This is a genomic window from Ciceribacter thiooxidans (genome assembly GCF_014126615.1).
Lineage (GTDB): Bacteria > Pseudomonadota > Alphaproteobacteria > Rhizobiales > Rhizobiaceae > Allorhizobium > Allorhizobium thiooxidans.
Window position 1 is genome coordinate 2,709,206 of the sequence record NZ_CP059896.1, and the last position, 20,602, is coordinate 2,729,807.

Annotated in this window: 21 protein-coding genes; 9 read left to right on the plus strand and 12 right to left on the minus strand. The window is 64.6% G+C overall.

The annotated features are described in order from the left end of the window. Positions 1–47 precede the first annotated feature (47 nt). The 3 genes from H4I97_RS13255 to ileS all read right to left on the minus strand — a co-directional run bounded on the left by H4I97_RS13255 (position 48) and on the right by ileS (position 4,307). Positions 48–530 carry a GNAT family N-acetyltransferase gene (locus tag H4I97_RS13255; RefSeq protein WP_182305140.1) on the minus strand — a complete coding sequence of 161 codons (483 nt, stop codon included), beginning with the start codon at positions 528–530 and terminating at the stop codon, positions 48–50. A 78-nt stretch (positions 531–608) separates the two neighbouring features. Next, positions 609–1,238: a hypothetical protein gene (locus H4I97_RS13260; RefSeq protein WP_182305141.1), complete on the minus strand. Its 630-nt coding sequence runs from the start codon at positions 1,236–1,238 to the stop codon at positions 609–611. Between the two features lie 141 nt (positions 1,239–1,379). Next, positions 1,380–4,307: an isoleucine--tRNA ligase gene (gene ileS, locus H4I97_RS13265; protein ID WP_182305142.1), complete on the minus strand. Its 2,928-nt coding sequence runs from the start codon at positions 4,305–4,307 to the stop codon at positions 1,380–1,382. Here ileS and H4I97_RS13270 point away from each other — a divergent pair. Then, on the plus strand, positions 4,306–4,566 hold the full coding sequence (locus tag H4I97_RS13270; protein ID WP_182305143.1) for a hypothetical protein: 261 nt from the start codon (positions 4,306–4,308) through the stop codon (positions 4,564–4,566). The genes ileS and H4I97_RS13270 overlap by 2 nt on opposite strands. Here H4I97_RS13270 and H4I97_RS13275 read toward each other — a convergent pair. From H4I97_RS13275 to chrA, 5 genes are all read right to left on the minus strand, one after another. After that, positions 4,541–4,984, minus strand: a complete 444-nt coding sequence (locus H4I97_RS13275; protein WP_182305144.1) for a YeeE/YedE family protein — start codon at positions 4,982–4,984, stop codon at positions 4,541–4,543. The genes H4I97_RS13270 and H4I97_RS13275 overlap by 26 nt on opposite strands. Before the next feature lie 11 nt (positions 4,985–4,995). Beyond that, positions 4,996–5,412 (minus strand): YeeE/YedE family protein, encoded by a 417-nt coding sequence (locus tag H4I97_RS13280; RefSeq protein ID WP_182305145.1) that lies wholly within the window; start codon positions 5,410–5,412, stop codon positions 4,996–4,998. Positions 5,413–5,556: 144 nt separating this feature from the next. Next, entirely contained in the window at positions 5,557–6,537 is a 981-nt protein-coding gene (locus tag H4I97_RS13285; RefSeq protein WP_182305146.1) for a bifunctional riboflavin kinase/FAD synthetase, read from the minus strand. Between the two features lie 27 nt (positions 6,538–6,564). Further along, positions 6,565–7,416 (minus strand): TIGR01459 family HAD-type hydrolase, encoded by an 852-nt coding sequence (locus tag H4I97_RS13290; protein ID WP_182305147.1) that lies wholly within the window; start codon positions 7,414–7,416, stop codon positions 6,565–6,567. Between the two features lie 121 nt (positions 7,417–7,537). Then, entirely contained in the window at positions 7,538–8,926 is a 1,389-nt protein-coding gene (chrA, locus tag H4I97_RS13295) for a chromate efflux transporter (protein ID WP_182305148.1), read from the minus strand. A 232-nt stretch (positions 8,927–9,158) separates the two neighbouring features. On the opposite strand from chrA, the gene H4I97_RS13300 reads away from it, so the two are divergent. From H4I97_RS13300 to H4I97_RS13320, 5 genes are all read left to right on the plus strand, one after another. Next, positions 9,159–9,500 (plus strand): hypothetical protein, encoded by a 342-nt coding sequence (locus tag H4I97_RS13300; RefSeq protein ID WP_182305149.1) that lies wholly within the window; start codon positions 9,159–9,161, stop codon positions 9,498–9,500. Positions 9,501–9,721: 221 nt separating this feature from the next. After that, positions 9,722–10,018 carry a co-chaperone GroES gene (groES, locus tag H4I97_RS13305; RefSeq protein WP_148153134.1) on the plus strand — a complete coding sequence of 99 codons (297 nt, stop codon included), beginning with the start codon at positions 9,722–9,724 and terminating at the stop codon, positions 10,016–10,018. Between the two features lie 65 nt (positions 10,019–10,083). Then, positions 10,084–11,724, plus strand: coding sequence for a chaperonin GroEL (groL, locus tag H4I97_RS13310; protein WP_182305150.1), 1,641 nt, complete (start codon positions 10,084–10,086; stop codon positions 11,722–11,724). A 690-nt stretch (positions 11,725–12,414) separates the two neighbouring features. After that, the gene (locus H4I97_RS13315; protein WP_182305151.1) at positions 12,415–12,858 is read left to right on the plus strand and encodes a hypothetical protein; all 444 of its coding nucleotides are present in this window, start codon (positions 12,415–12,417) and stop codon (positions 12,856–12,858) included. 158 nt (positions 12,859–13,016) lie between these two features. Next, complete coding sequence (locus H4I97_RS13320; protein ID WP_129334455.1) at positions 13,017–13,460, plus strand: DoxX family protein; 444 nt, start codon at positions 13,017–13,019, stop codon at positions 13,458–13,460. A gap of 83 nt (positions 13,461–13,543) precedes the next feature. On the opposite strand, the gene hisG is transcribed toward H4I97_RS13320, so the two are convergent. From hisG to hisS, 3 genes are all read right to left on the minus strand, one after another. Next, positions 13,544–14,242: an ATP phosphoribosyltransferase gene (hisG, locus tag H4I97_RS13325; RefSeq protein ID WP_182305152.1), complete on the minus strand. Its 699-nt coding sequence runs from the start codon at positions 14,240–14,242 to the stop codon at positions 13,544–13,546. Then, positions 14,239–15,360, minus strand: coding sequence for an ATP phosphoribosyltransferase regulatory subunit (locus H4I97_RS13330; RefSeq protein ID WP_182305153.1), 1,122 nt, complete (start codon positions 15,358–15,360; stop codon positions 14,239–14,241). Before H4I97_RS13330 ends, hisG begins: the two co-directional genes overlap by 4 nt. 205 nt (positions 15,361–15,565) lie before the next feature. Continuing rightward, positions 15,566–17,167 (minus strand): histidine--tRNA ligase, encoded by a 1,602-nt coding sequence (gene hisS / locus H4I97_RS13335; protein ID WP_182305154.1) that lies wholly within the window; start codon positions 17,165–17,167, stop codon positions 15,566–15,568. A gap of 192 nt (positions 17,168–17,359) precedes the next feature. Here hisS and H4I97_RS13340 point away from each other — a divergent pair, with 192 nt between their 5' ends. Both H4I97_RS13340 and H4I97_RS13345 read left to right on the plus strand, forming a co-directional pair. Continuing rightward, complete coding sequence (locus tag H4I97_RS13340; protein ID WP_182305155.1) at positions 17,360–17,803, plus strand: GyrI-like domain-containing protein; 444 nt, start codon at positions 17,360–17,362, stop codon at positions 17,801–17,803. Continuing rightward, entirely contained in the window at positions 17,803–18,558 is a 756-nt protein-coding gene (locus tag H4I97_RS13345; protein WP_182305156.1) for a hypothetical protein, read from the plus strand. The genes H4I97_RS13340 and H4I97_RS13345 overlap by 1 nt, the downstream gene beginning before the upstream one ends. Before the next feature lie 22 nt (positions 18,559–18,580). Here H4I97_RS13345 and H4I97_RS13350 read toward each other — a convergent pair whose 3' ends face one another. Further along, the gene (locus tag H4I97_RS13350) at positions 18,581–19,486 is read right to left on the minus strand and encodes a LysR family transcriptional regulator (RefSeq protein WP_182305157.1); all 906 of its coding nucleotides are present in this window, start codon (positions 19,484–19,486) and stop codon (positions 18,581–18,583) included. A gap of 108 nt (positions 19,487–19,594) precedes the next feature. On the opposite strand from H4I97_RS13350, the gene H4I97_RS13355 reads away from it, so the two are divergent. Continuing rightward, the gene (locus H4I97_RS13355; RefSeq protein WP_182307646.1) at positions 19,595–20,602 is read left to right on the plus strand and encodes a YeiH family protein; all 1,008 of its coding nucleotides are present in this window, start codon (positions 19,595–19,597) and stop codon (positions 20,600–20,602) included.

Sequence of the window (20,602 nt, forward strand, 5' to 3'; positions counted from 1 at the left end):
GTTAACGGGGTGTGACGCCGGGGAGGCAAATTCCCGGACAGAGCACTTCAACCGGCGGCGAAATCCCTGAGCCGGTCGCCTGAGAGGCGGTAACGGATCCATTCCGACTGCGGCTCGGCGCCGACGGCCTCGTAGACGCGGATCGCCGGCGTGTTCCAGTCGAGCACGCTCCATTCGAAGCGCCCACACCCTTCTTCAACGGCAGTCCTGGCAAGATGGCGCAGCAGGAGCTTTCCGGCGCCCGAGCCGCGATAGTCGGGCGAGACGTAGAGATCCTCGAGATAGAGGCCCTTGCGCGCCTGCCAGGTGGAATAGCTGTAGAACCAGATGGCGAAACCGGCCGGAACGCCGTCTGCCTCGAGGATGGCAGCCCCCGTGACGGCACCCAGCCCGAAGAGCGTCCGGGTCAGGCTTTCTTCCGTCGCCTCGACCTCGTGCGCGGCCTTCTCATAGACGGCAAGCTCGGTGATGAAGCGCAGGATCGAGCCGACATCGTCCGGTGTCGCAGTGCGGATGGTGAAGCTGGTCATGGAAATTCCGGGGTCCAGACAGAGCTGCAGGCCGTTTCCGGCCTGCGACATGTTACGAGACTAAGGGGGAACGCGCCACTATTGGAAGGGCATCCACCAGGAAGAAGTCTGGCGGGCGGCCTTGGCCTCCTTCTTGCGGCGCTTTTCCTTCTTGAGTTCCGGCTCGCCGAGGTCGTCGAGGTTCGACGCCGAGGCGACCTGGCGGTACTCGGTCGGCGGATCGGAGAGGAAGCGGCGCTGGTCGAGATAGGCGCCCTTCTGCAGCTGGCGGGCTTCGCGGAAGGCGGCCCACTTCTGGGTTTCGGTCATCGTGCCGGCGGTACCGTAGCCGGCGAGCAGCGGCGAGCGGTAACGCGGATTGTCCTTGTTGGCATCCGCCTCGGCGACGAGGCGCTCACGCGCATCTTCCGGCGATTCCAGCCATTCGGGATTTTCCTTGCTGGCGAGCGACTGCTGCGGCGCGGCAAGCGTGTTCCTGGCGGTTTCCGGCGGCATGACGAGCGCAGGACGCGGATTGTACTTGGTGCCGGCGTTCTTGTTCGGGTTCGACCCGATCGACACCGCCGACCCGACGTCGTCGACGAGCTGTTCCATCGCCGTCTTGTCGGTGCCGTATGTCGGGCTGCCGACGCAACCCGTCAGGCTCAGGCAAACCGCAATGATGCCCGTCGCCCCAGCGCCCACTCTGAACACATCTGCCGCTTTCATAAACGCCCTTCCAGCCTCACCGGCACAGTCTAGCCGGCCGAGAATACCCAATCAACCTTCGCCTGAACGATGATTTCGGCCAATTTCAGGCAGGTTTTACCGGATGACAGGCAAAAGCGCAAATCACCCGGTAACTTTTGCTTAACGCAGCGCAGCAAGCTCGCGCAGGGCGGCGGCATCACGCGCAGAGACGTCCGGGTAGTCCTGATCGGACCCGACATCCTTCGTTATGCGCCAGGAACGGGCGCACTTGCGGCCTTCGGTGACCTTCGGCTCGACCGAGACCTTGCCGACTTCCGGCAAGCGGAAGGCGTCTGCCGGTCCCTCGTCTGCAACGACCGTAATATCCGACGTGATGCAGATTTCGGCGAAGTCCTGGCCTTCGAGCGCCTGGAAGAGCGCCGGATCACCGACATGGACGACCGGAGCCGCTTCGAGCGAGGAGCCGATCCGCTTGTCCTTGCGCTCGATTTCGAGCGCGCCGGTGACGACGGTGCGAACCTGCCGGATCTTGCTCCACTTCTCGTCGAGTGCCGGGTTCAGCCATTCGGCCGGGATTTCCGGAAACTGTTCGAGATGCACCGACGCCGCCTGCGGATTGCGCGACAGCCAGGCTTCCTCGGTGGTGAAGGGCAGCATCGGCGCCATCCAGACAACGAGGCAGTCGAACAGCTTGCGGATGACCGCGAGCGATGCGCGTCGGCGCAGCGAGGACGGCGCGTCGCAATAGAGCGCATCCTTGCGGACGTCGAAGTAGAAGGCCGACAGTTCGATGTTGGAGAAGTCGATCAGCGAACGGGTGATCTTCTTGAAGTCGAAGGCGTCGTAGCCCTCGCGCACCACCTTGTCGAGCTCGGCGAGGCGATGGAGCATCAGCTTTTCGAGTTCCGGCATGTCGGCATAGGCGATCTCCTCACCCTTGTCGTGGGCGAGCGTGCCGAGCATCCAGCGGATGGTGTTCCTGAGCTTGCGATAGGCGTCGATATTGGTCTGGATGATCGACTTGCCGAGGCGCTGGTCTTCCCAGTAGTCGGTCGTCATGACCCAGAGGCGCAGGATGTCGGCGCCCGATTCCTTCATCACGTCCTGCGGGAAGACCTGGTTGCCGAGCGACTTCGACATCTTGCGGCCGTCTTCCGCCATGGTGAAGCCATGGGTGATGACAGCGTTATAGGGCGCGCGGCCGCGCGTGCCGCAGCTCTCGAGCAGGGACGAATGGAACCAGCCGCGGTGCTGGTCGGAACCTTCGAGATAGACGTCGGCCGGCCATTTCAGATCCGGGCGGTCCTCCAGCGTGAAGGCGTGGGTGCAACCGGAGTCGAACCAGACATCGAGGATGTCCGTGACCTGGTTCCAGATGTCCGGATTGTGGGCATTGCCGAGGAAGCGCTCCTTGGCACCCGGCGCGAACCAGGCATCGGCACCTTCCTTCTCGAAGGCGTCGAGGATGCGGGCGTTGACCTCGTCGTCAACCAGCACGTTCCCGTCCTTGTCGGCGAAGACGCAGATCGGCACGCCCCAGGCGCGCTGGCGCGACAGCACCCAGTCGGGACGCTGCTCGATCATGCCGCGCAGGCGGTTCTGGCCCATGGCCGGAACGAAGCGGGTCTCGTCAATGGCCTCCAGTGCGCGCGAGCGCAGCGTCGAGCCGTCGCCGAGGTCCTTGTCCATGTAGACGAACCATTGCGGTGTGTTGCGGAAGATGACCGGCTTCTTGGAGCGCCAGGAATGCGGATAGTCGTGCTTGATGCGGCCGCGGGCGAAGAGGTGGTTCGCCGCGATCAGCGCCTCGATGACGCGCTTGTTGGCGTCGCCCTTCTTGCCGTTGTCGTCCATGACGCGGGCAGCACCGCCCTCGGCCGAGGGACCGAAGCCGGGAGCTTCGTCGGTGTAGTAGCCGTCATCACCGACCGTGAACGGGATCTTCGTCGAGATGCCGCGGGCTTCGAGCGCACGCACGTTGTCCATCCAGGCGTCAAAGTCCTCGCGGCCGTGGGACGGCGCGGTGTGTACGAAACCGGTACCGGCATCGTCGGTGACGTGATCGCCGTCGAGGAGCGGAACCGGGAAGGTATAGCCCAAGGCTTCGAGCGGATGGGCGCAGATGAGAGTCGAGAGTTCATCACCTTCGACGTCACGGACGAGCTTGAGCGTCACCTTGGCCTTGGCGGCGCATTCCTCGGCGAGGCGCGTCGCGAAGATGAGCTTTTCGCCGGGCTGCGGTCCGAAGTCGTTCTGCGCCGCCGTCACCTCGTAGAGACCATAGGGGAAGCGCGAGGAGAACGAGATCGCGCGGTTGCCCGGGATGGTCCAGGGCGTGGTGGTCCAGATGACGACGAAGGTGTGGAGAAGGTCGCCCGACCGTTCGCCGGCATGCTGCACGGGGAACTTGACCCAGATCGTGTCGCTCTCGACCTCGTGATACTCGACTTCCGCTTCCGCAAGCGCCGTGCGCTCGACGACCGACCACATGACCGGCTTCGAACCGCGGTAGAGCTGGCCGGACGTGGCAAACTTCAGAAGCTCGCCGGCGATGCGGGCTTCCGCGTGGAAGTTCATCGTCGTGTAGGGGTTCTCGAAGTCGCCCTCGATGCCGAGCCGCTTGAACTCGCCGGACTGCACGCCGATCCACTTTTCGGCATAGGCGCGGCATTCCTTACGGAATTCGATCATCGCCGAGGGCTGCTTGAGGTCGGGCTTTTCCTTGCCCTTGGCGCGGTAGTTCTCTTCCTCGATCTTCCATTCGATCGGCAGGCCGTGGCAGTCCCAGCCCGGAACGTAGTTGGCGTCATAGCCGCGCATCTGGAAGGAGCGGGTGATGACGTCCTTCAGGATCTTGTTGAGCGCGTGGCCGATGTGGATGTTGCCGTTGGCATAGGGCGGGCCGTCGTGGAGGACGAATTTCTCGCGGCCGGCGGCGGAGGCGCGCAGCTTCTTGTAGAGGCCCATTTCCTCCCAGCGTGCCACCATTTCCGGCTCCTTCTGCGGCAGGCCTGCGCGCATCGGGAATTCGGTCTGGGGAAGGTAGAGGGTCGAGGAATAGTCTTGCTTTACTGCGGTATCGGTCATGATCTTGCCATCGAGAGATGCGCCGGCAAAGGGCGGCGCCAAGTTCCTGGAAAAGGCGGAAACGAAAAAGGCGCTTTTGCAAGCGCCGAAAACCCGGACCCTCCGGCAGCTTTCAAAGCGCGCGGAAGGCCGGGCCAATAATTCGAAGGGACATGGTCAGCCGTACCCTGGTCATGGGGCGCTGTTTAAGCGTTTTTACCGAGAAAAGGAAGAGGCCCGCCGCGGCAAATGCTTCATGCTGGCCGTTCGGCGAGCGTGAAGACCTTCATGTCGAGGAGACGGCGCGCAATCAGCATGCCGGCAACCATGGCCACGAGGAAGACGTAGGCTTCCCGATGGCCGAGGCCGAGCGCCGGAATGGAGCCGCCGGGGCAAAAACCGGCAATCCCCCAGCCGATGCCGAAGAGGAGCGAGCCGCCGATCAGCCGCCCGTCGATACGGCCGCGGGCGGGAATATGGAAGCGCGCATCGAAGACCGGCTTTTTGCGCCGGCGCTGCAGGAGCGCATAGCCGGGCGCGGTGACCAGCAGGGCTCCGGCCATGACGAAGGCGAGGCTCGGGTCCCAGGTGCCGGCGAGATCGAAGAAGTTCATGACCTTGGACGGATCGGCCATGCCGGAAAGCACGATGCCGAGGCCGAAAACGGCGCCGATGAGGAGCGCGGCAAAGTATTTCATGGCGAACATCCTCAGAATACGTGGCGGAGCAGGAAGACGGTGACGAAGGCCGCGGCCATGAAGCTTATCGTCGCGGCGATCGAGCGCGGCGACAGCCTTGCCAGCCCGCAGACGCCGTGGCCGGAGGTGCAGCCGGAGCCGAAGGTGACGCCGAGACCCGTGACCACGCCGCCGACGACGAGGGTGGTGAGCGAAAGCGGCGCCGAGAAGCTCACCGTATGACCGGTCGCCTGCAGGAGCGCCGGGGCACCGATCGCACCGGCAAGGAAGGCGGCCCGCCAGCCCCAGTCGGCGGCAAGCGGCGGGAAGACACCGATGACGATCGCCGACATGCCGGCGATCCGCCCCCAGAACGCCATCAGCAGCACGGCAGCAAGGCCGATCAGCAGGCCTCCGGCAAAGGAGAGGAAGGGGGTGAATTCGGTCATGCAATCGGTCCTGCGAGGCTGGCGGCGAGAATTACCGGACTCTATCGGCCGCGGCGGCCATGATATAGAAATTTCCTTATATTTCCGCCATTCAGGCGGAAACGCTTTTGCGGCTTCCGGGCAAAGCGCGGAAAAGAAGCGATTTCAGAACGCGATCCTGCGGTCGAGTGCGCTGATCGGCTGGACGCCGGCAAGCAGCGCCCGCGCCTCCTCCTCGTCGCGGCGGATCTGCGCGACCAGCGGTTCGAGACCGGCGAACTTCAGTTCGTCGCGCAGGCGCCCGAAGAAGGAGACGGCGCAGACCTCGCCATAGAGATCGGCGGAGAAATCGAAGACGAAGGTTTCGAGCAGCGGCGCGCCGTCCTCCGTGACGGTCGGCCGATAACCGAAACTCGCCACGCCGTCGTGCAACGAACCGTCAGCGCGGCGCAGGCGGACGGCATAGATGCCGGGCTTCAGTTCCGTTTCCGGCGGCAGCGCCATGTTGGCGGTCGGATAGCCGAGCGTGCGGCCGAGCTTCTGGCCGCCGATCACCTCTGCCTCGACGGTGTAGCGGTAGCCGAGAAGGCCCGCTGCCTCGGTGACATCGCCCTCGCCGAGGCGCGCACGGATGCGGCTCGATGAAACGACTTCGGCATTCTCGTCACGGAAGGCATCGATCAGGGTGACGCCGAAACCGTTCGTCCGCCCCGCCTCCATCAGGAAGGCCGGGCCGCCTTCCCTGCCCCTGCCGAAGTGGAAGTCGAAGCCGGTCACGACCTCGCTCGCGCCGAGCCAGCCAATCAGGATCGAGTGCACGAAATCGTCGGCGGAGCGCTGGGAAAACTCGCGGTCGAAGGGATACTCGATGACCGAGTGGAAGCCCATGGCTTCGAGGATACGGGCGCGCAGCGGCGCGGGCGTCAGCCGGAAGACGGGCTTCTCCGGATTGAAGACGGTCCGCGGATGCGGCTCGAAAGTCAGCACCAGCGCCGGCACGTGGCGGCTCTTCGCCAGCTCGAGCGCGCGGCTCAAGACGCTCTGGTGCCCGCGATGCACGCCGTCGAAATTGCCGATGGCGATCACGCCGCCTTTAAGCCGTTCCGGCAGAGGCTTCTTCTTCTCGTTGCGGTGAAAGACGGTCATGCGTTGTCCCTGCGAACTACCCTCGCGTCAGGCGAGCCTCTGCAGCCACCACTTCGGCGCCACCTTCTCGCGGGCGAGATAGGCCTTCAGGATCGCCTCGTCGGTGCGGCCGCTGACGGTGTATTCACCCGCATGGATGCCGCCGCTCACGTAGAGAAGGTCGAGCCCGGCATCGAGCGCGCCGCGCACATCGGTCGGCAGGCCGTCGCCGATCGCCAGCACCCGCGAAACGGGGAAGTCGGCGCCGCGCTGCTCGCGGGCGGCGGCAAGGGCGGCCTCGTATATCGGGCGGTGCGGCTTGCCGGCGATCCGCGTCGTGCCGCCGAGCTGCTCGTAATAGGCGGCGACCGCGCCGGCGCACGGGATCATCCGCGCGCCGCGCTCGACGATCAGGTCCGGATTGGCGCAGATGAGCGGGATCCCACGGGCGGAGAAGGCCGTCAGCATGTCGTGATAGTCTTCCGGCACCTCGGTCTCGTCGTCGAAGAAGCCGGTGCAGACGATCGCTTGCGCCGCGTCCTGCGCGACCGCCTCGACGTGCAGGCCGTCCAGCAGCGAGAGATCGCGGTCCGGGCCGAGGAAGAACACCTTCGACGGACCCTCGGCGATCAGCTTGCGGGTCACGTCGCCGGAGGTGACGATCCGGTCATAGGCCGTATCGGCGACGCCGATAGTCTTCAACTGGCTGATGACACCGGGCGAAGGACGCGGGGAATTGGTGATCAGCACGACGGACAAGCCCTTGCCGCGTGCCTCCGTCAGCGCTTCCGAGGCCGAGGGAAAGGCATCGACGCCGTTGTGCAGCACGCCCCAGACGTCGCAGAGGATCACGTCGTAACGGTCGCTGACGTCGCTCAAGCTGGAAATGTGTTCGGGCATTCCTCGGTCCTGTCATGGAAAACGGTCCCGGCTGACATCGCAAAGGAGAGCCGGCAAGGCAAGGGGATTTGCAGCCGCTTGCGGAAATATGCCCGGTTGGGCCGTTCTTCAAGCAGGCCGCTCAGGAAATGAAGAACCGCAGGGCGAGGCCGAGCGCGGCCGCCACGAGAAGCACCCGGCCGATGCCGAACCTGAAGCGGAAGATGAGAATGGCCGAAAGAAGCGATATGGCGAAGGCTGCGGGATCAAGCGTCGTCACATCCGGCAAGCTGATCGAAACGGAGAAGGCGCCCGGCGCACCGCCGAGCCCCTCTCCTCCGAAGCCTCGCCAGAACACGAAATGGCGCACCTCGGCGAAAAGGACGTGCAGGGCGAACCAGACGGCGAGATTGAGGATGACGCCCACCACGGCGGCGGTGATCGCCGAAAGCGCTCCGGTCAGCGGCCGGTTGCCGCGCAGCCGTTCGATATGGGGGGCACCGGCGAAGATCCAGATGAAGCTCGGCACGAAGGTAGCCCAGGCGGTGAGCAGCGCGCCGAGCACCCCGCCCGGAACGGCCCCGACCATGCCGGGATCGCGATAGCCTGCGAGGAAGCCGACGAAGGAGAGCACGAGGACCAGCGGCCCCGGCGTCGTCTCGGCGAGCGCCAGTCCGTCGAGCATTTCTCCGGGGTTCAGCCAGTGGTGCGTTCCGACCGCCACCTGCGCGACATAGGCGAGCACGGCATAGGCGCCGCCGAAGGTGACGAGCGCCATCTTCGAGAAGAAGGCGAAGACGTCGGAGAAAGCGCCGCCGAGGACGCCGGTCGAGAGCAGGAGAAGCGGCGCCTGCCAGACCGCGACCCAGAACAGGAGCACGAGCAGGCTTCGGCCCGAGAGAAATCCGCCGGCCGGCATACGGCGTTCCTCCGACATGAGGGCTTCCGTAATGGACGCCGGAACAGCCGGCCCGGCACGTGCGACGAGGAAGCCAGCGAGACCGGCGATCAACACCACCAGCGGAAACGGCACTGAGAACAGGAAAAGGGAGAGGAAAGCCACGAGCGCGACGAGGCGGTGGAAGCGGTTCTTCAACGCCCGGCGGCCGATGCGGATGACTGCCTCGACGACGATCGCCAGCACGGCCGCCTTCAAGCCGAAGAACAGGCCGGCGAGCCAGGTCGTTTCCTGATAGAGCGCGTAGGCAGCCGACAGGCCGACGATCACGGCAAGACCCGGCAGCACGAAGAGAAGGCCGGCGACCATGCCGCCGCGAACCCCGTGCAGCAGCCAGCCGATATAGGTCGCGAGCTGCTGCGCCTCAGGCCCCGGCAGCAGCATGCAATAGTTCAGTGCGTGCAGGAAACGCTCCTCGGAAATCCACCGCTTCTCGTCGACGGCGATGCGGTGCATAAGGCCGATCTGTGCAGCAGGCCCGCCGAAGCTCAGGACGCCGATCGTCGCGAAGGCCGAGACGAGCTCGGAAAATGTCGGCCGCGGCGTTTCCGTCCAATCTGTCGCGGCTTCCAAGCCTTTCCCTCCCCTGTGCACGTCCAACCCGGCGAGCCCCTATCATGCTTCTCCGACAGTTTTGCGAAGACGCGACCGCGGCAGTGGTACGAGTTCCGGCAGACCCTAAGCCATTCTGCGATATGGGCAATGTACGTTCATCCGAAAAATCGAGCGACCCTATTGACCTCAACATTGGTTGAGGTCCGATCCTCCCACGTTGTCAGCAAAACAATATTCAGGACCTGAAAAAATGAACGTCATGACCCTGACCAAGAGCCGCACTTCGATTTTCCGCGTCGACCGCATGACCTGCCCCGCGGATCATCGCCTCGCACTCGAGGATCGACTGGCCATCGTGCACGGCTATTTCGACACCCTGCCCGGCTGCCTCTACAACAAGGTGGCGATTGCCGACGGCGGCGAGACCGTGCACGTCGTCACCATCGTCGAGTGGGAAAGCCAGAAGGCACTTGCCGACGCCAAGGCGAAGGTCACCGAGTTCTACGGTGCGATCGACTTCGACCCGAAGGCCTTCATGGCCGAGCGCGGCATCGTCGCCGAGTTCGGCACCTATGCCGCGCTCGCCATCTGACCTTACAGGAAAAGGCCGGGCTCCCCGCCCGGCTGACCCTTGCCTATTAACTGGTTCAGAAAGCTTTTTCCGAAGCCAAGCCGCTTTTTTCGACGCGGTTCTTGACTCCCCTCGGCGCGCTCCCTAAATCGATCGCGCTAGCACTCACCAAATGCGAGTGCTAATCATATCGATACGGGCGGTTCCCGTCCGTTGATGTCATTTGATCGAGGGATTAGACAATGGCAAACACCAAATTCCGTCCGCTTCATGACCGCGTCGTCGTTCGCCGCGTGGAATCCGAAGAAAAGACCAAGGGCGGGATCATCATTCCCGACACCGCCAAGGAAAAGCCCGCTGAAGGCGAAATCGTCGCCGTCGGCCCCGGCGCCCGCGACGAACACGGCAAGGTCGTTGCGCTCGACGTCAAGGTCGGCGATCGCGTCCTGTTCGGCAAGTGGTCCGGCACCGAAGTCAAGCTCGACGGCGTAGACCTTCTCATCATGAAGGAAGCCGACATCATGGGCATCATCGGCTGATCGGCCGATTCCCTTCCCAGAACATAAACAAATCACCAGTGGGCTGATGCCCGGGAGTTTTGAAAATGGCAGCTAAAGAAATCAAGTTCGGCCGTACTGCGCGCGAAAAGATGCTGCGCGGCGTCGACATCCTCGCCGATGCAGTGAAGGTTACCCTCGGTCCGAAGGGCCGCAACGTCATCATCGACAAGTCCTTCGGCGCTCCGCGCATCACCAAGGACGGCGTTTCGGTCGCCAAGGAAATCGAACTCGAAGACAAGTTCGAGAACATGGGCGCCCAGATGGTCCGCGAAGTCGCTTCGAAGACCAACGACATCGCCGGTGACGGCACCACCACGGCAACCGTTCTCGCCCAGGCCATCGTTCGCGAAGGCGCCAAGGCCGTTGCCGCCGGCATGAACCCGATGGATCTGAAGCGCGGCATCGACCTCGCCGTCGCCGAAGTCGTAAAGGATCTCCAGGCCAAGGCCAAGAAGATCAACACCTCCGAAGAAGTCGCCCAGGTCGGTACCATTTCCGCCAACGGCGAACGCCAGATCGGTCTCGACATTGCCGAAGCAATGCAGAAGGTCGGCAATGAAGGCGTGATCACGGTCGAAGAAGCCAAGACCGCCGAAACCGAACTCGAAGTCGTCGAAGGCATGCAGTTCGACCGCGGCTACCTGTCGCCCTACTTCGTCACCAATCCGGAAAAGATGATCGCCGACCTCGAAGACGCTTACATTCTCCTGCACGAGAAGAAGCTCTCGAACCTCCAGGCGATGCTCCCGGTTCTCGAAGCCGTCGTCCAGACCGGCAAGCCGCTCGTCATCATCGCTGAAGACGTCGAAGGCGAAGCTCTCGCCACCCTCGTCGTCAACAAGCTGCGTGGCGGCCTGAAGATTGCTGCCGTCAAGGCTCCGGGCTTCGGCGATCGCCGCAAGGCCATGCTCGAAGACATCGCGATCCTCACCGGCGGTACGGTCATTTCCGAAGACCTCGGCATCAAGCTCGAGAACGTCACCCTCGACATGCTCGGCCGCGCCAAGAAGGTTTCGATCTCCAAGGAAAACACCACGATCGTCGACGGTGCCGGCCAGAAGTCCGACATCGAAGGCCGCGTCGGCCAGATCAAGGCCCAGATCGAGGAAACCACCTCCGACTACGACCGCGAGAAGCTGCAGGAACGCCTTGCCAAGCTCGCTGGCGGCGTTGCCGTCATCCGCGTCGGCGGCTCGACGGAAGTCGAAGTGAAGGAAAAGAAGGACCGCATCGACGACGCGCTCAACGCGACGCGCGCTGCTGTTCAGGAAGGCATCGTGCCCGGCGGTGGCGTGGCTCTGCTGCGTTCGTCCGCGAAGATCACGGTCAAGGGTGTCAACCAGGACCAGGAAGCCGGCATCAGCATCGTTCGCCGCGCTCTGCAGGCTCCGGCCCGCCAGATCGCCGAGAACGCCGGTGACGAAGCCTCCATCGTGGTCGGCAAGATCCTCGAAAAGGACAACGACAACTACGGCTACAACGCCCAGACCGGCGAATATGGCGACATGATCGCCATGGGTATCGTCGACCCGGTCAAGGTCGTTCGTACCGCCCTGCAGGACGCAGCCTCGGTTGCCGGTCTGCTGGTCACCACCGAAGCCATGATCGCCGAACTGCCGAAGAAGGATGCTCCGGCCGGCATGCCGGGCGGCATGGGCGGCATGGGCGGCATGGACATGATGTGATCGGCATAGCCGATTACAATCAGCGTCCATAAAGCCGCCCATCACCAAAAGTGCTTCAGGCCGTCAAGCGGCCTGAAGAGGCGGCATGGACATGATGTGATCCATCCCCTCATCGGGATTGACGAAAGGGCGGCCTTCGGGTCGCCCTTTTGCGTTTGGCGAATCACCGCCGGGACGGGCTCAACGAGCCTTTGGCGACCGGGTGAAGCACCTCCCCCTCACCCTCCCGACCGGTTTTGCTTGAAGAAGTGCCCCGCCCAAGCGCGCGCCCTTCTCGCCTCTTTTGATGTTTGTCCGCAAAAAAGTCACCCGGGGGGCGCTGAGATTGAAGATTCCATTTGCGGACATTCTGCAAAATTTATATCGCTTTGGTAAGAACTGTCTCATCACGGGACAGTTTCGCCGCTTCCCTACTTCGGCTTTACTGTTCACCTTTGGACAGATTCCCCGGAGAACCTGCGCCGAGCGGAGTGGGGTACGCGGCTCCGGTTTCGATATTGCCTGCCATTAAGAAAGAGATAATATACACCACGGATTCGCCGGACGCATTAGTTCCGGACGTCTCCGTTCTGGTGCCATGGACGGGTGCGGTGATCTGCCGGTCCCGACCGACGCGTAGCTTAAACCACACCGACCGAAACTGAATCCGAGAACGGCTATCCGCTATCGGCTTCGACCTTGGGGAATGCCTTGTTTAAGATTGCCAGAACCACCCTCGCTGCACATCCCATGCGGCCCTTGCCGGCAGACGGCGACGATGCCCACGACCTGTCGCGGTTCACCGTTTCGGAATCCTGGACGGGAGACTTGGCCAACGGGATCATCCGGCTCGGAGAATGTGCGACGCTTCTCCATGGCCTCGACGGCCCGGAATGCGGTCTTCTCAACATGACGCGCTGCTACGACGCCCACGACCGGGCGCTCGTGCTCGACCTCTTCGAGCAGGCGGCGACCGCGTCCTCGAGTTTCTGCTATTCGACAACGATCGTCTCCGAGCGGGAATACCGGCAGCCGGTTTTCTGCATCGCCGAGACGAAGGGGCTCGAAGGCGGCGTCGCGGGCAGCATCTGCGGTGTCTTCATGTTCCCGCGGTTCCGGCTGGCACCGGCGCTGCCCTCCATCGCCTACGCCTGAGGAGGGAAGCGGCGACCGGCCGTGGCTTTGGTTGTTTTCTATTCTTGAACGAACAGTCAAGAATTGTGCATCTATTCGTAACAGTGGAGGCATGAGAGAACGTTTGCGAAATCGTTATTGACCGCCTGCATGCAGGCACTCGCCAACAGGAGCCTTCCATGTCAAACGCCAACAACCTGGCCATCCTTCTCGGCCGCGTTCTCTTGTCCTTCATCTTCATCTATTCCGGCTTCGGCAAGCTCGCCGATCCGAGCGCCACGGCCGGCATGATCACCGGGGCCGGCCTGCCTGCTGCCACCGCGCTCGCCTATCTCGCCGGCGCTTTCGAATTCGTCGCCGGCCTTGCCGTCCTCGTCGGCTACCAGACCCGGATCGCCGGCTGGCTGCTCGCCGCCTTCTGCGTCTTCACCGGCGTCGTCTTCCACGGCTCGGCGATCAACGTTCCGGATTTCCCGGCCGCCGCCAACGGCTGGCTGACGGTCCTCAACCAGATCATGATGATGAAGAACATCACGCTTGCAGGTGCCTACATCGTGCTCGCCACCTTCGGCCCGGGCGCCTACTCGCTCGACGCCCGCCGCGGCGCCTACGCGATCGCCTGATACGTCAAGCACCCTGCCCCGAACGACGAGAACCCGCCGGAGCGATCCGGCGGGTTCTTTGTAGTTTGACTGGCCGAAGACGATCAGCCGAGCGCGGCGCGGACCGCCGAAACGATCTCGCCGAGCCGGGGATTGCGCTCGTGTTCCGGCTTTCTGGCGCGGACGAGACAAGCCTCGGATTTCAGGATCACGCCGTCGGAGAGGATCTTCAGGTGGTTGGCGCGCAGCGTCGAACCCGTCGAGGTGATGTCGACGATGATATCGGCCTGGCCGGCGGCGGGAGCCCCTTCCGTCGCGCCGAGGCTTTCGACGATGCGGTAGAGCTGGATGCCGTGCTGGCTCGAGAAGAACTGCTGCGTCAGCCGCCAGTATTTCGTCGCGATGGTGAGCCGCCGGCCGTGGCGGGTGCGAAAATCGGCGGCGACGTCTCCGAGGTCGGCCATGCTGTCGACGTCGAGCCAGATTTCAGGCACGGCGACGACGACATCGGCATGGCCGAAGCCCAAGCGGGCGCAGATCTCGACGCGCTTGTCGGCTTCCGCCAGACCCTCGCGGATCAAGTCCTCGCCGGTGATGCCGAAGTCGACGGTTCCGGCGCCGATCTCGCGGGAAATCTCCGAGGCCGAGAGGAAGGCGATCTCGACGTCGTCCAAGCCTTCGACACGGCCGCGATAGGACCGGTCGTTGCCGACGGCGACGATCTTCATGCCGGCCTTCTCGAAGATCGCCGAGGCGTCGTCCTTCATCCGGCCCTTGGAGGGGAGTGCGATGGTGATTGTCATTTGGAAACCCTCGCCGCCTCGATCCGGTCGAGCCACAGCGAGAAGCCGACGGCCGGGATATGGCTTTCCGCACCGAGCAGCGTCAGCAGCCGGTCGAAGCGACCGCCGCCGGCGAGCACGGCCGGCGAACCCTCGGCGGCGATCTCGAAGACGAGGCCGGTATAGTAGTCGAGCGGGCGCCCGAAGGCGGCGCGGTAGGTGATCTTCGTCAGGTCGAGCCCGGCGTCAGCAAGCGAGGCGACCCGTTCGTCGAAGCGCGACAGCGCCGGCCCGAGCGACAACCCCGCCGCATCGGCGAAACCGGCGAGCGCGCCGGAGGCCTCCGAAAGCGGCAGTTCGAGCGACAGGAATTCACGCAGCAGCAGCAGTGCGGCGACGTCGAGCCGCGTCTCGGCGAGCGCCAGCTTCTCGTTGAGCCGCGCGGCGATCTCGACCGGCGAGCGGCTGGCATTGGTGGAATAGCCGGTCGCCTGCATGGTGGTGTCGATATGGGCGATCAGTGCCGCCTCGTCGCCGTTCGCCACAAGGTCCGCGACCACGGGATCGAGACCCTGCACATGGTTGGGGCTCGCAAGCTTGCGCAACAGCTGCTCGATCTGCTCGCTGTTGCCGAAGGCGTGGATCAGCCGCTTCTGCCAGCCACCGGGCAGGCCGAGCGCCTTGACCACCGCCTCGAACACCGCCTGGTCACCGAGCACGACCGCAAGGCCTCGCTGCGGCAGAAGGCGGGCGAGCACGCCCCAGGCATCGCCGATCGCACGGGCATCGGCGCGAGCGATCGCGGTATCGCCGAGGTCTTCGATGCCGGCCTGGTAGAATTCGTTGCCGCCCTCGCGGCGCTGGCGGAAGACTTCGCCGAGATAGGCATAGCGCTTCGGCGTGCCGGTCGCCGTCTCGATGTGGCGGAGACAGACGGGAATGGTGAATTCCGGCCGGAGGCAGAGGCTCGTGCCCCGCTCGTTCTCGGTCAGGAAGATACGCCGGCGAAGGTCCTCGCCGGCCATGTCGAGAAAGGGCTCGGCCGGCTGGATGACCGGCGTGTCGACCCGCACCGTGCCGCGGCCGGCGAACTCGTCAAGGATGTCGGCGGCGAAGTCCGGCATGTTGATCAGGGGCATGGGCTCGCTCCCACAGTAGAGGAAAAAGACCCCCTCTGGGCTGCCGCCCATCTCCCCCACAAGGGGGGAGAGGACTCTGGGAAGATGCCTGCTCCCCCGGCCCGGCTCGGCGGGGAGGTCATCCCCGAGGCCAACGGCACGCGCCGACCAGCCCCCTCCCCCTTGTGGGGAGGGTTGGGGAGGGGAAAATCGGCACGCACAGCCATCAGATACCCTTCGCCCGCCGGCGGTCCTCCGCCTGGGCCTCGAGGATTTCCCGGACCTTGGCGACGAGGTCGGCTTCCGGCACGACATCCTGCGCCACGCGGGCCTCGCGCCATTCGGCATTGTCGGTGATCTCGCCGGAGAGGCGCTTGCCCTCGATCAGGTCCTTGATCTGCACGACGCCTTGCGCCCGCTCGTCGCCGCCCTGGATGATGGCAATAGGGGCGCCGCGGCGGTCGGCATATTTCAGCTGGTTGCCGAACTTCTTCCAGTTGCCCTGGTACATTTCGGCGCGGATTCCGGCATTGCGGAGATCCTGCGTGAAGCGCTGGTAGCGGCCCATGCTCTCGACATCGCCGTCCATGACGGTGACGAGAACCGGCGCGACCACCTCGTCGTCGCCGAGCTTGCCGAGGTTCTTCAAGGCCGTCATCAAGCGCGACACGCCGATCGAAAAGCCCGTCGCCGGCACCGGCTGGCCCATGAAGCGCGAGACGAGACCATCATAGCGCCCGCCGCCGCCGACCGAGCCGAAGACGACCTTCTCGCCCTTCTCGTTGGTGACGTCGAAGGTGAGCTCGGCTTCGTAGACCGGGCCGGTGTAGTATTCGAGACCGCGGACACAGGATGCGTCAATGCGAATTCGACCGTCATTGTAACCAGCAGCTTCAAACAATTCTGCCATCAGCGCAAGCTCGGCAACCCCATCCGCTCCCACCGCCGTTTCATCGACATCGTACGAAATGCCTTTTACGACGCCAGCCATATTCTGCGGTTCTGACAGCGAAGCTTGTCGCGCACCACCGTTAACAAAAGCACTGTCTGGGGAGCCTGGTGCTACAAGCACTGCACCACGCGATAGAAAATTTAATACCTTGTAGGTGTCCATGTCGGACAGACCCGCACCCTTGGTGAAATCACCGCTCTCATCCTTACGGCCTGCACCTAGCAAGAGGCGCACACCTTCCGGACCAAACTTGTCGAGTTTGTCAATCGCACGAAGCACCGTCAGCCGCCGTCCGGCATTCTCATCGCCGCCAAGTCCGATGGCTTCCATGACCCCGTCCAGAACCTTGCGGTTGTTCACCCGGATCACATAGTCGCCACGCTTGATGCCGAGGGCTTCCAGCGTGTCGGCCATCATCATGCACATTTCGGCGTCCGCCTGCACGCCCGGCGCGCCGACGGTGTCGGCGTCGAACTGCATGAACTGGCGGAAGCGGCCCGGGCCCGGCTTCTCGTTGCGGAAGACGTAGCCGGCGCGATAGGTGCGGTAGGGAAGCTGGATTTCCTGGAAATTCTCAGCGACGTGGCGGGCGAGCGGCGCCGTCAGGTCATAGCGCAGGCTCATCCACTGGTCGTCGTCGTCCTGCAGGGAGAAGACACCCTCGTTCGGACGGTCGGCATCGGGCAGGAACTTGCCCAGCGCATCGGTATATTCGAAGAGCGGCGTCTCGACCGGATCGAAACCGTAGCGCTCGTAGACCTCGCGGATCTTGCCCACCATCTCGTTGACGGCGCGGATGTCGGCGGCCTCGCGGTCGACGAAGCCACGCGGCAGGCGGGCCTTCAGCTTCTGCGGTTTCCTGGGCTTTTCGTTCATGATGGGCATATCCGGCGATTGCGGGTCTTGGCTGGGCCTGCTCTAACGGATTGGGCAAAAACCGGCAAGCAGAATGATCCTCGCGACCTCTCCGCGGCGCTTGACCGGCTTGAGGCACCGCAATAGCTTCGCCCCGACTTGCACCCCGCTCCGCGGGACCATCGATCGCCAGCAACAGCTCAGGAGGCCGCCATGATCGAGCTTGTCGAACTGCCGGAACTCGTCGTTATCGGAATTGCCGTGGAAGGACGCTTCGAGGATCTTTCGCGGGTGGTGCCGGACGCCTGGAACCGCCTCTTCGACGCCGACACCGGAGCGACGGCCTTCCTCGAGGTCTCGACCGGCAGCGGAGACGGCGTCTACCGCGAACTCGTCGGTTTCATGGCCGCCACGGCGACGGAAGTGCCCGAAGGCATGACGAGGCTCGTCGTGCCGTCGCAGCGCTATCTCCGGCTCGTGCACAACGGCCCGCTCGCCGAAATCTATAAGGGCTTTTCCATGCTCTATGCCCATGCCGACCGCCGGCGTCTCCGCACCACCGAATTCAAGCTCGACTTCGGCTATGCCCCCGGCCTTCCGGATGCACCGCACGAGCTGCACGTGGCGCTGGCGCCGGCGACGCTTTCGCTCGCCTGATGCTCGCCGAAGCGCTGAATTTTGCCGCGACCTACGCTCTCTCCGACCGGCGGCACGGAAGCGAGATCAACTCCTCGGTGCGGCTCTGGGCGCGGGCGCGGCGCTGCGCCTCGGACTGGGCGCCGCACGAGGAGAATACCCGCGCCTTCATTCTCGATGCGGCGAAGGATTTGCGCCAGCGCCGCACCGCGGTGGTCCTCGGCTCCGGCCTGTTGCGCGACCTGCCGATCAATACGCTTGCGGCTACGTTCGATACCGTCGTCCTCGTCGACCTCGTACACCTGGCGAGCGTCCGTTTCGGCCTGGCGCTCGCACGCCGCCGCAACGTGCGGCTGATCGAGCGCGATCTTTCCGGCTACGACCAGCTCGCCGCGGGTGAAGAACCGGAGCCGCTCGCCTTTTTGCGGCAGGTGCCCTATCTCGATCTCGTCGTTTCGGCGAACCTCCTGTCGCAGATCGGCCGCGGCGTGAAGCGGCGGCTCGCTACCGAGCCGGCCGGGTCGATGCCCGAGGACGCCCTCTCCCGCCTCATCCGCGCCCATATCGACGGGCTCGCCCAGCTCCCCTGCCGGACCTGCCTCATCACCGACATCACCTTCTCGGTGATCGACCGCACGGGTCACCTCCACGAAACCGCCGACCTCCTCCATGGCGTTTCCGCACCGGAACCGAAGGCACGCTGGCAATGGCCGGTCGCGCCGCTCGGCGAAGAAAGCCGCGACTACCGCATCGTCCACGAGGTGATCGCCGTCTGACGGAACGCCCGGGAGGCTGGCGTTATTCCGCGGCCGGCGAAGCGGCGGCCTCGCGGGCGAGCCTTTCGAGCGCATCGGCCGCCCGGCTCACGCGACGCTCCTTGTGGCGGAGGACGGAAAAGGCGCGCGGCGGCAGCGTGAAATTCGCCCGCGCGAGCCGCGCCGCATCGACAAAGCACCGCGCAGCAACCCCGGCGACGACGGTCGCACTGCCGCCGGTACGGACGGCCGACAGCACCGCCTCGTTGGAGGGCAGCTCCAGCACCACTTTCAGGTCCGCCGGGTCGACGCCGCGTGCGGCGATCGCCGCTTCGAAGGCCGCACGGGTGCCGGAGCCCGCCTCCCGCATCACCCAGTCGGAACCGTCCACCAGATCCCGCGGCGTGAGCGGCCTGCCGTCCGCCCAGGGGTGGTCTGGCGCCGTAACGACAAGGATCGCATCGTCGATGAGGCGCGCGACAGTGAGCGCCGGCTCATCGACCACGCCCTCGACGAAGCCGATATCGGCCCTGCCTTCCAGCACCGCCGCGGTGACCGATGTCGTGTTGCCGAGGGTGAACTTGAGGCTCACGCCGGGGTGGGCGTGATGAAAGCGCATCAGCACCGGCGGCAGCCAGTAGCTCGCGACCGTCTGGCTCGCCTCGACGACGAGCGTGCCGCGCATGAGGCCGCCGAGTTCGGCAAGCGTCTGTTCGGCGGAGCGCACGCGGCGCAACACCGCGCGGGCCTCCTCCAGGAACTGCCGCCCCTCTTCGGTGAGTTCGATCCGCCGTCCGACCCGGTGGAACAGAGCGACACGATAGAAAGCCTCGAGATTGCGGATCGCGGCGCTGACGGCCGACGGCGTCAGCCTCAGGGCTTCCGCGGCGCGGGTCAGGTGCTCGCGTTCGGCGACCGCGACGAAGATGGAAAGCTGTTCGAAGGTCATGGCTTCTTTCGTTCTGATTTTCCGAACGAAACATAAGAGACTATTCGATGGAAGTCGACGGTTTGCCAGAGCAAGTTGCGGCCAGTCATCCACTCTCCCTCGGTCGCCATGCTCCCGCTTTCCCAACCTGCCCGCCTCCTGCCGGGCATCGCCCTTTCGGTTCTCGTTTCCGGCCTCGCCATCCTCTTCGAACATATCGAGGTCGCGCTTTCCGGCGGGCACTGGATCGAGAGCCTGGTGCTCGCCATCCTGCTCGGCACGGGCTTGCGCTCGTCCGTCCGTATCCCGCCCGCCTTCGATACCGGCATCGCCTTCAGCGCCAAGATCCTGCTCGAAGTGGCCGTGGTGCTGCTCGGCGCCTCGGTCAGCGTCGCCGAGATCGGTGCGGCCGGCGTTCTGTTGGTCGCCGGGATCGCCGCCGTCGTGGTGCTCTCGCTTGGCGTCAGCTACGGGATCGGACGGGCGCTCGGGCTTGCCCCGAAACTCGCCACGCTCGTGGCCTGCGGCAACTCGATCTGTGGCAATTCGGCGATTGCGGCCGCCGCCCCCGTGATCGCGGCGGAGGCCGACGATGTCGCCGCGGCGATTGCTTTCACCGCAGTACTCGGTGTCGGAGCCGTTCTCCTGATGCCGGCGCTGCACGCTGCGGCGCAACTCAACGACCTGCAATTCGGCATCTTCGCCGGCCTCACCGTCTATGCCGTGCCGCAGGTGCTGGCGGCGACCGCCTCGGCCGGTCTCGTCAGCACCCATGCCGGTACGGTGGTCAAACTGATCCGCGTGCTGATGCTCGGACCGGTGCTGCTGGCGCTCGGAGCCCTGGGGAACGGCGCGGGTGGCAGGGTTTCCCTCCGCCACGTCGCGCCCTGGTTTATCGCGGGCTTTGCCGCAATGATGGCGCTGCGTTCGGCCGGCGCGATCCCGGCCGTTCTCCTCGGGCCGATCGCCGACGTGTCGGACCTGCTCACCACCGTCGCCATGGCCGGGCTGGGGCTGACCGTCGACGTGCGTTCCGTCGCCCGCTCCGGCGGCAGGGTTATCCTCGCTGCGACCGCCTCACTTCTTGCGCTCTGTGTCCTCAGCCTGGTTCTGCTTGCGCTTCTCGCGGTCAACTGA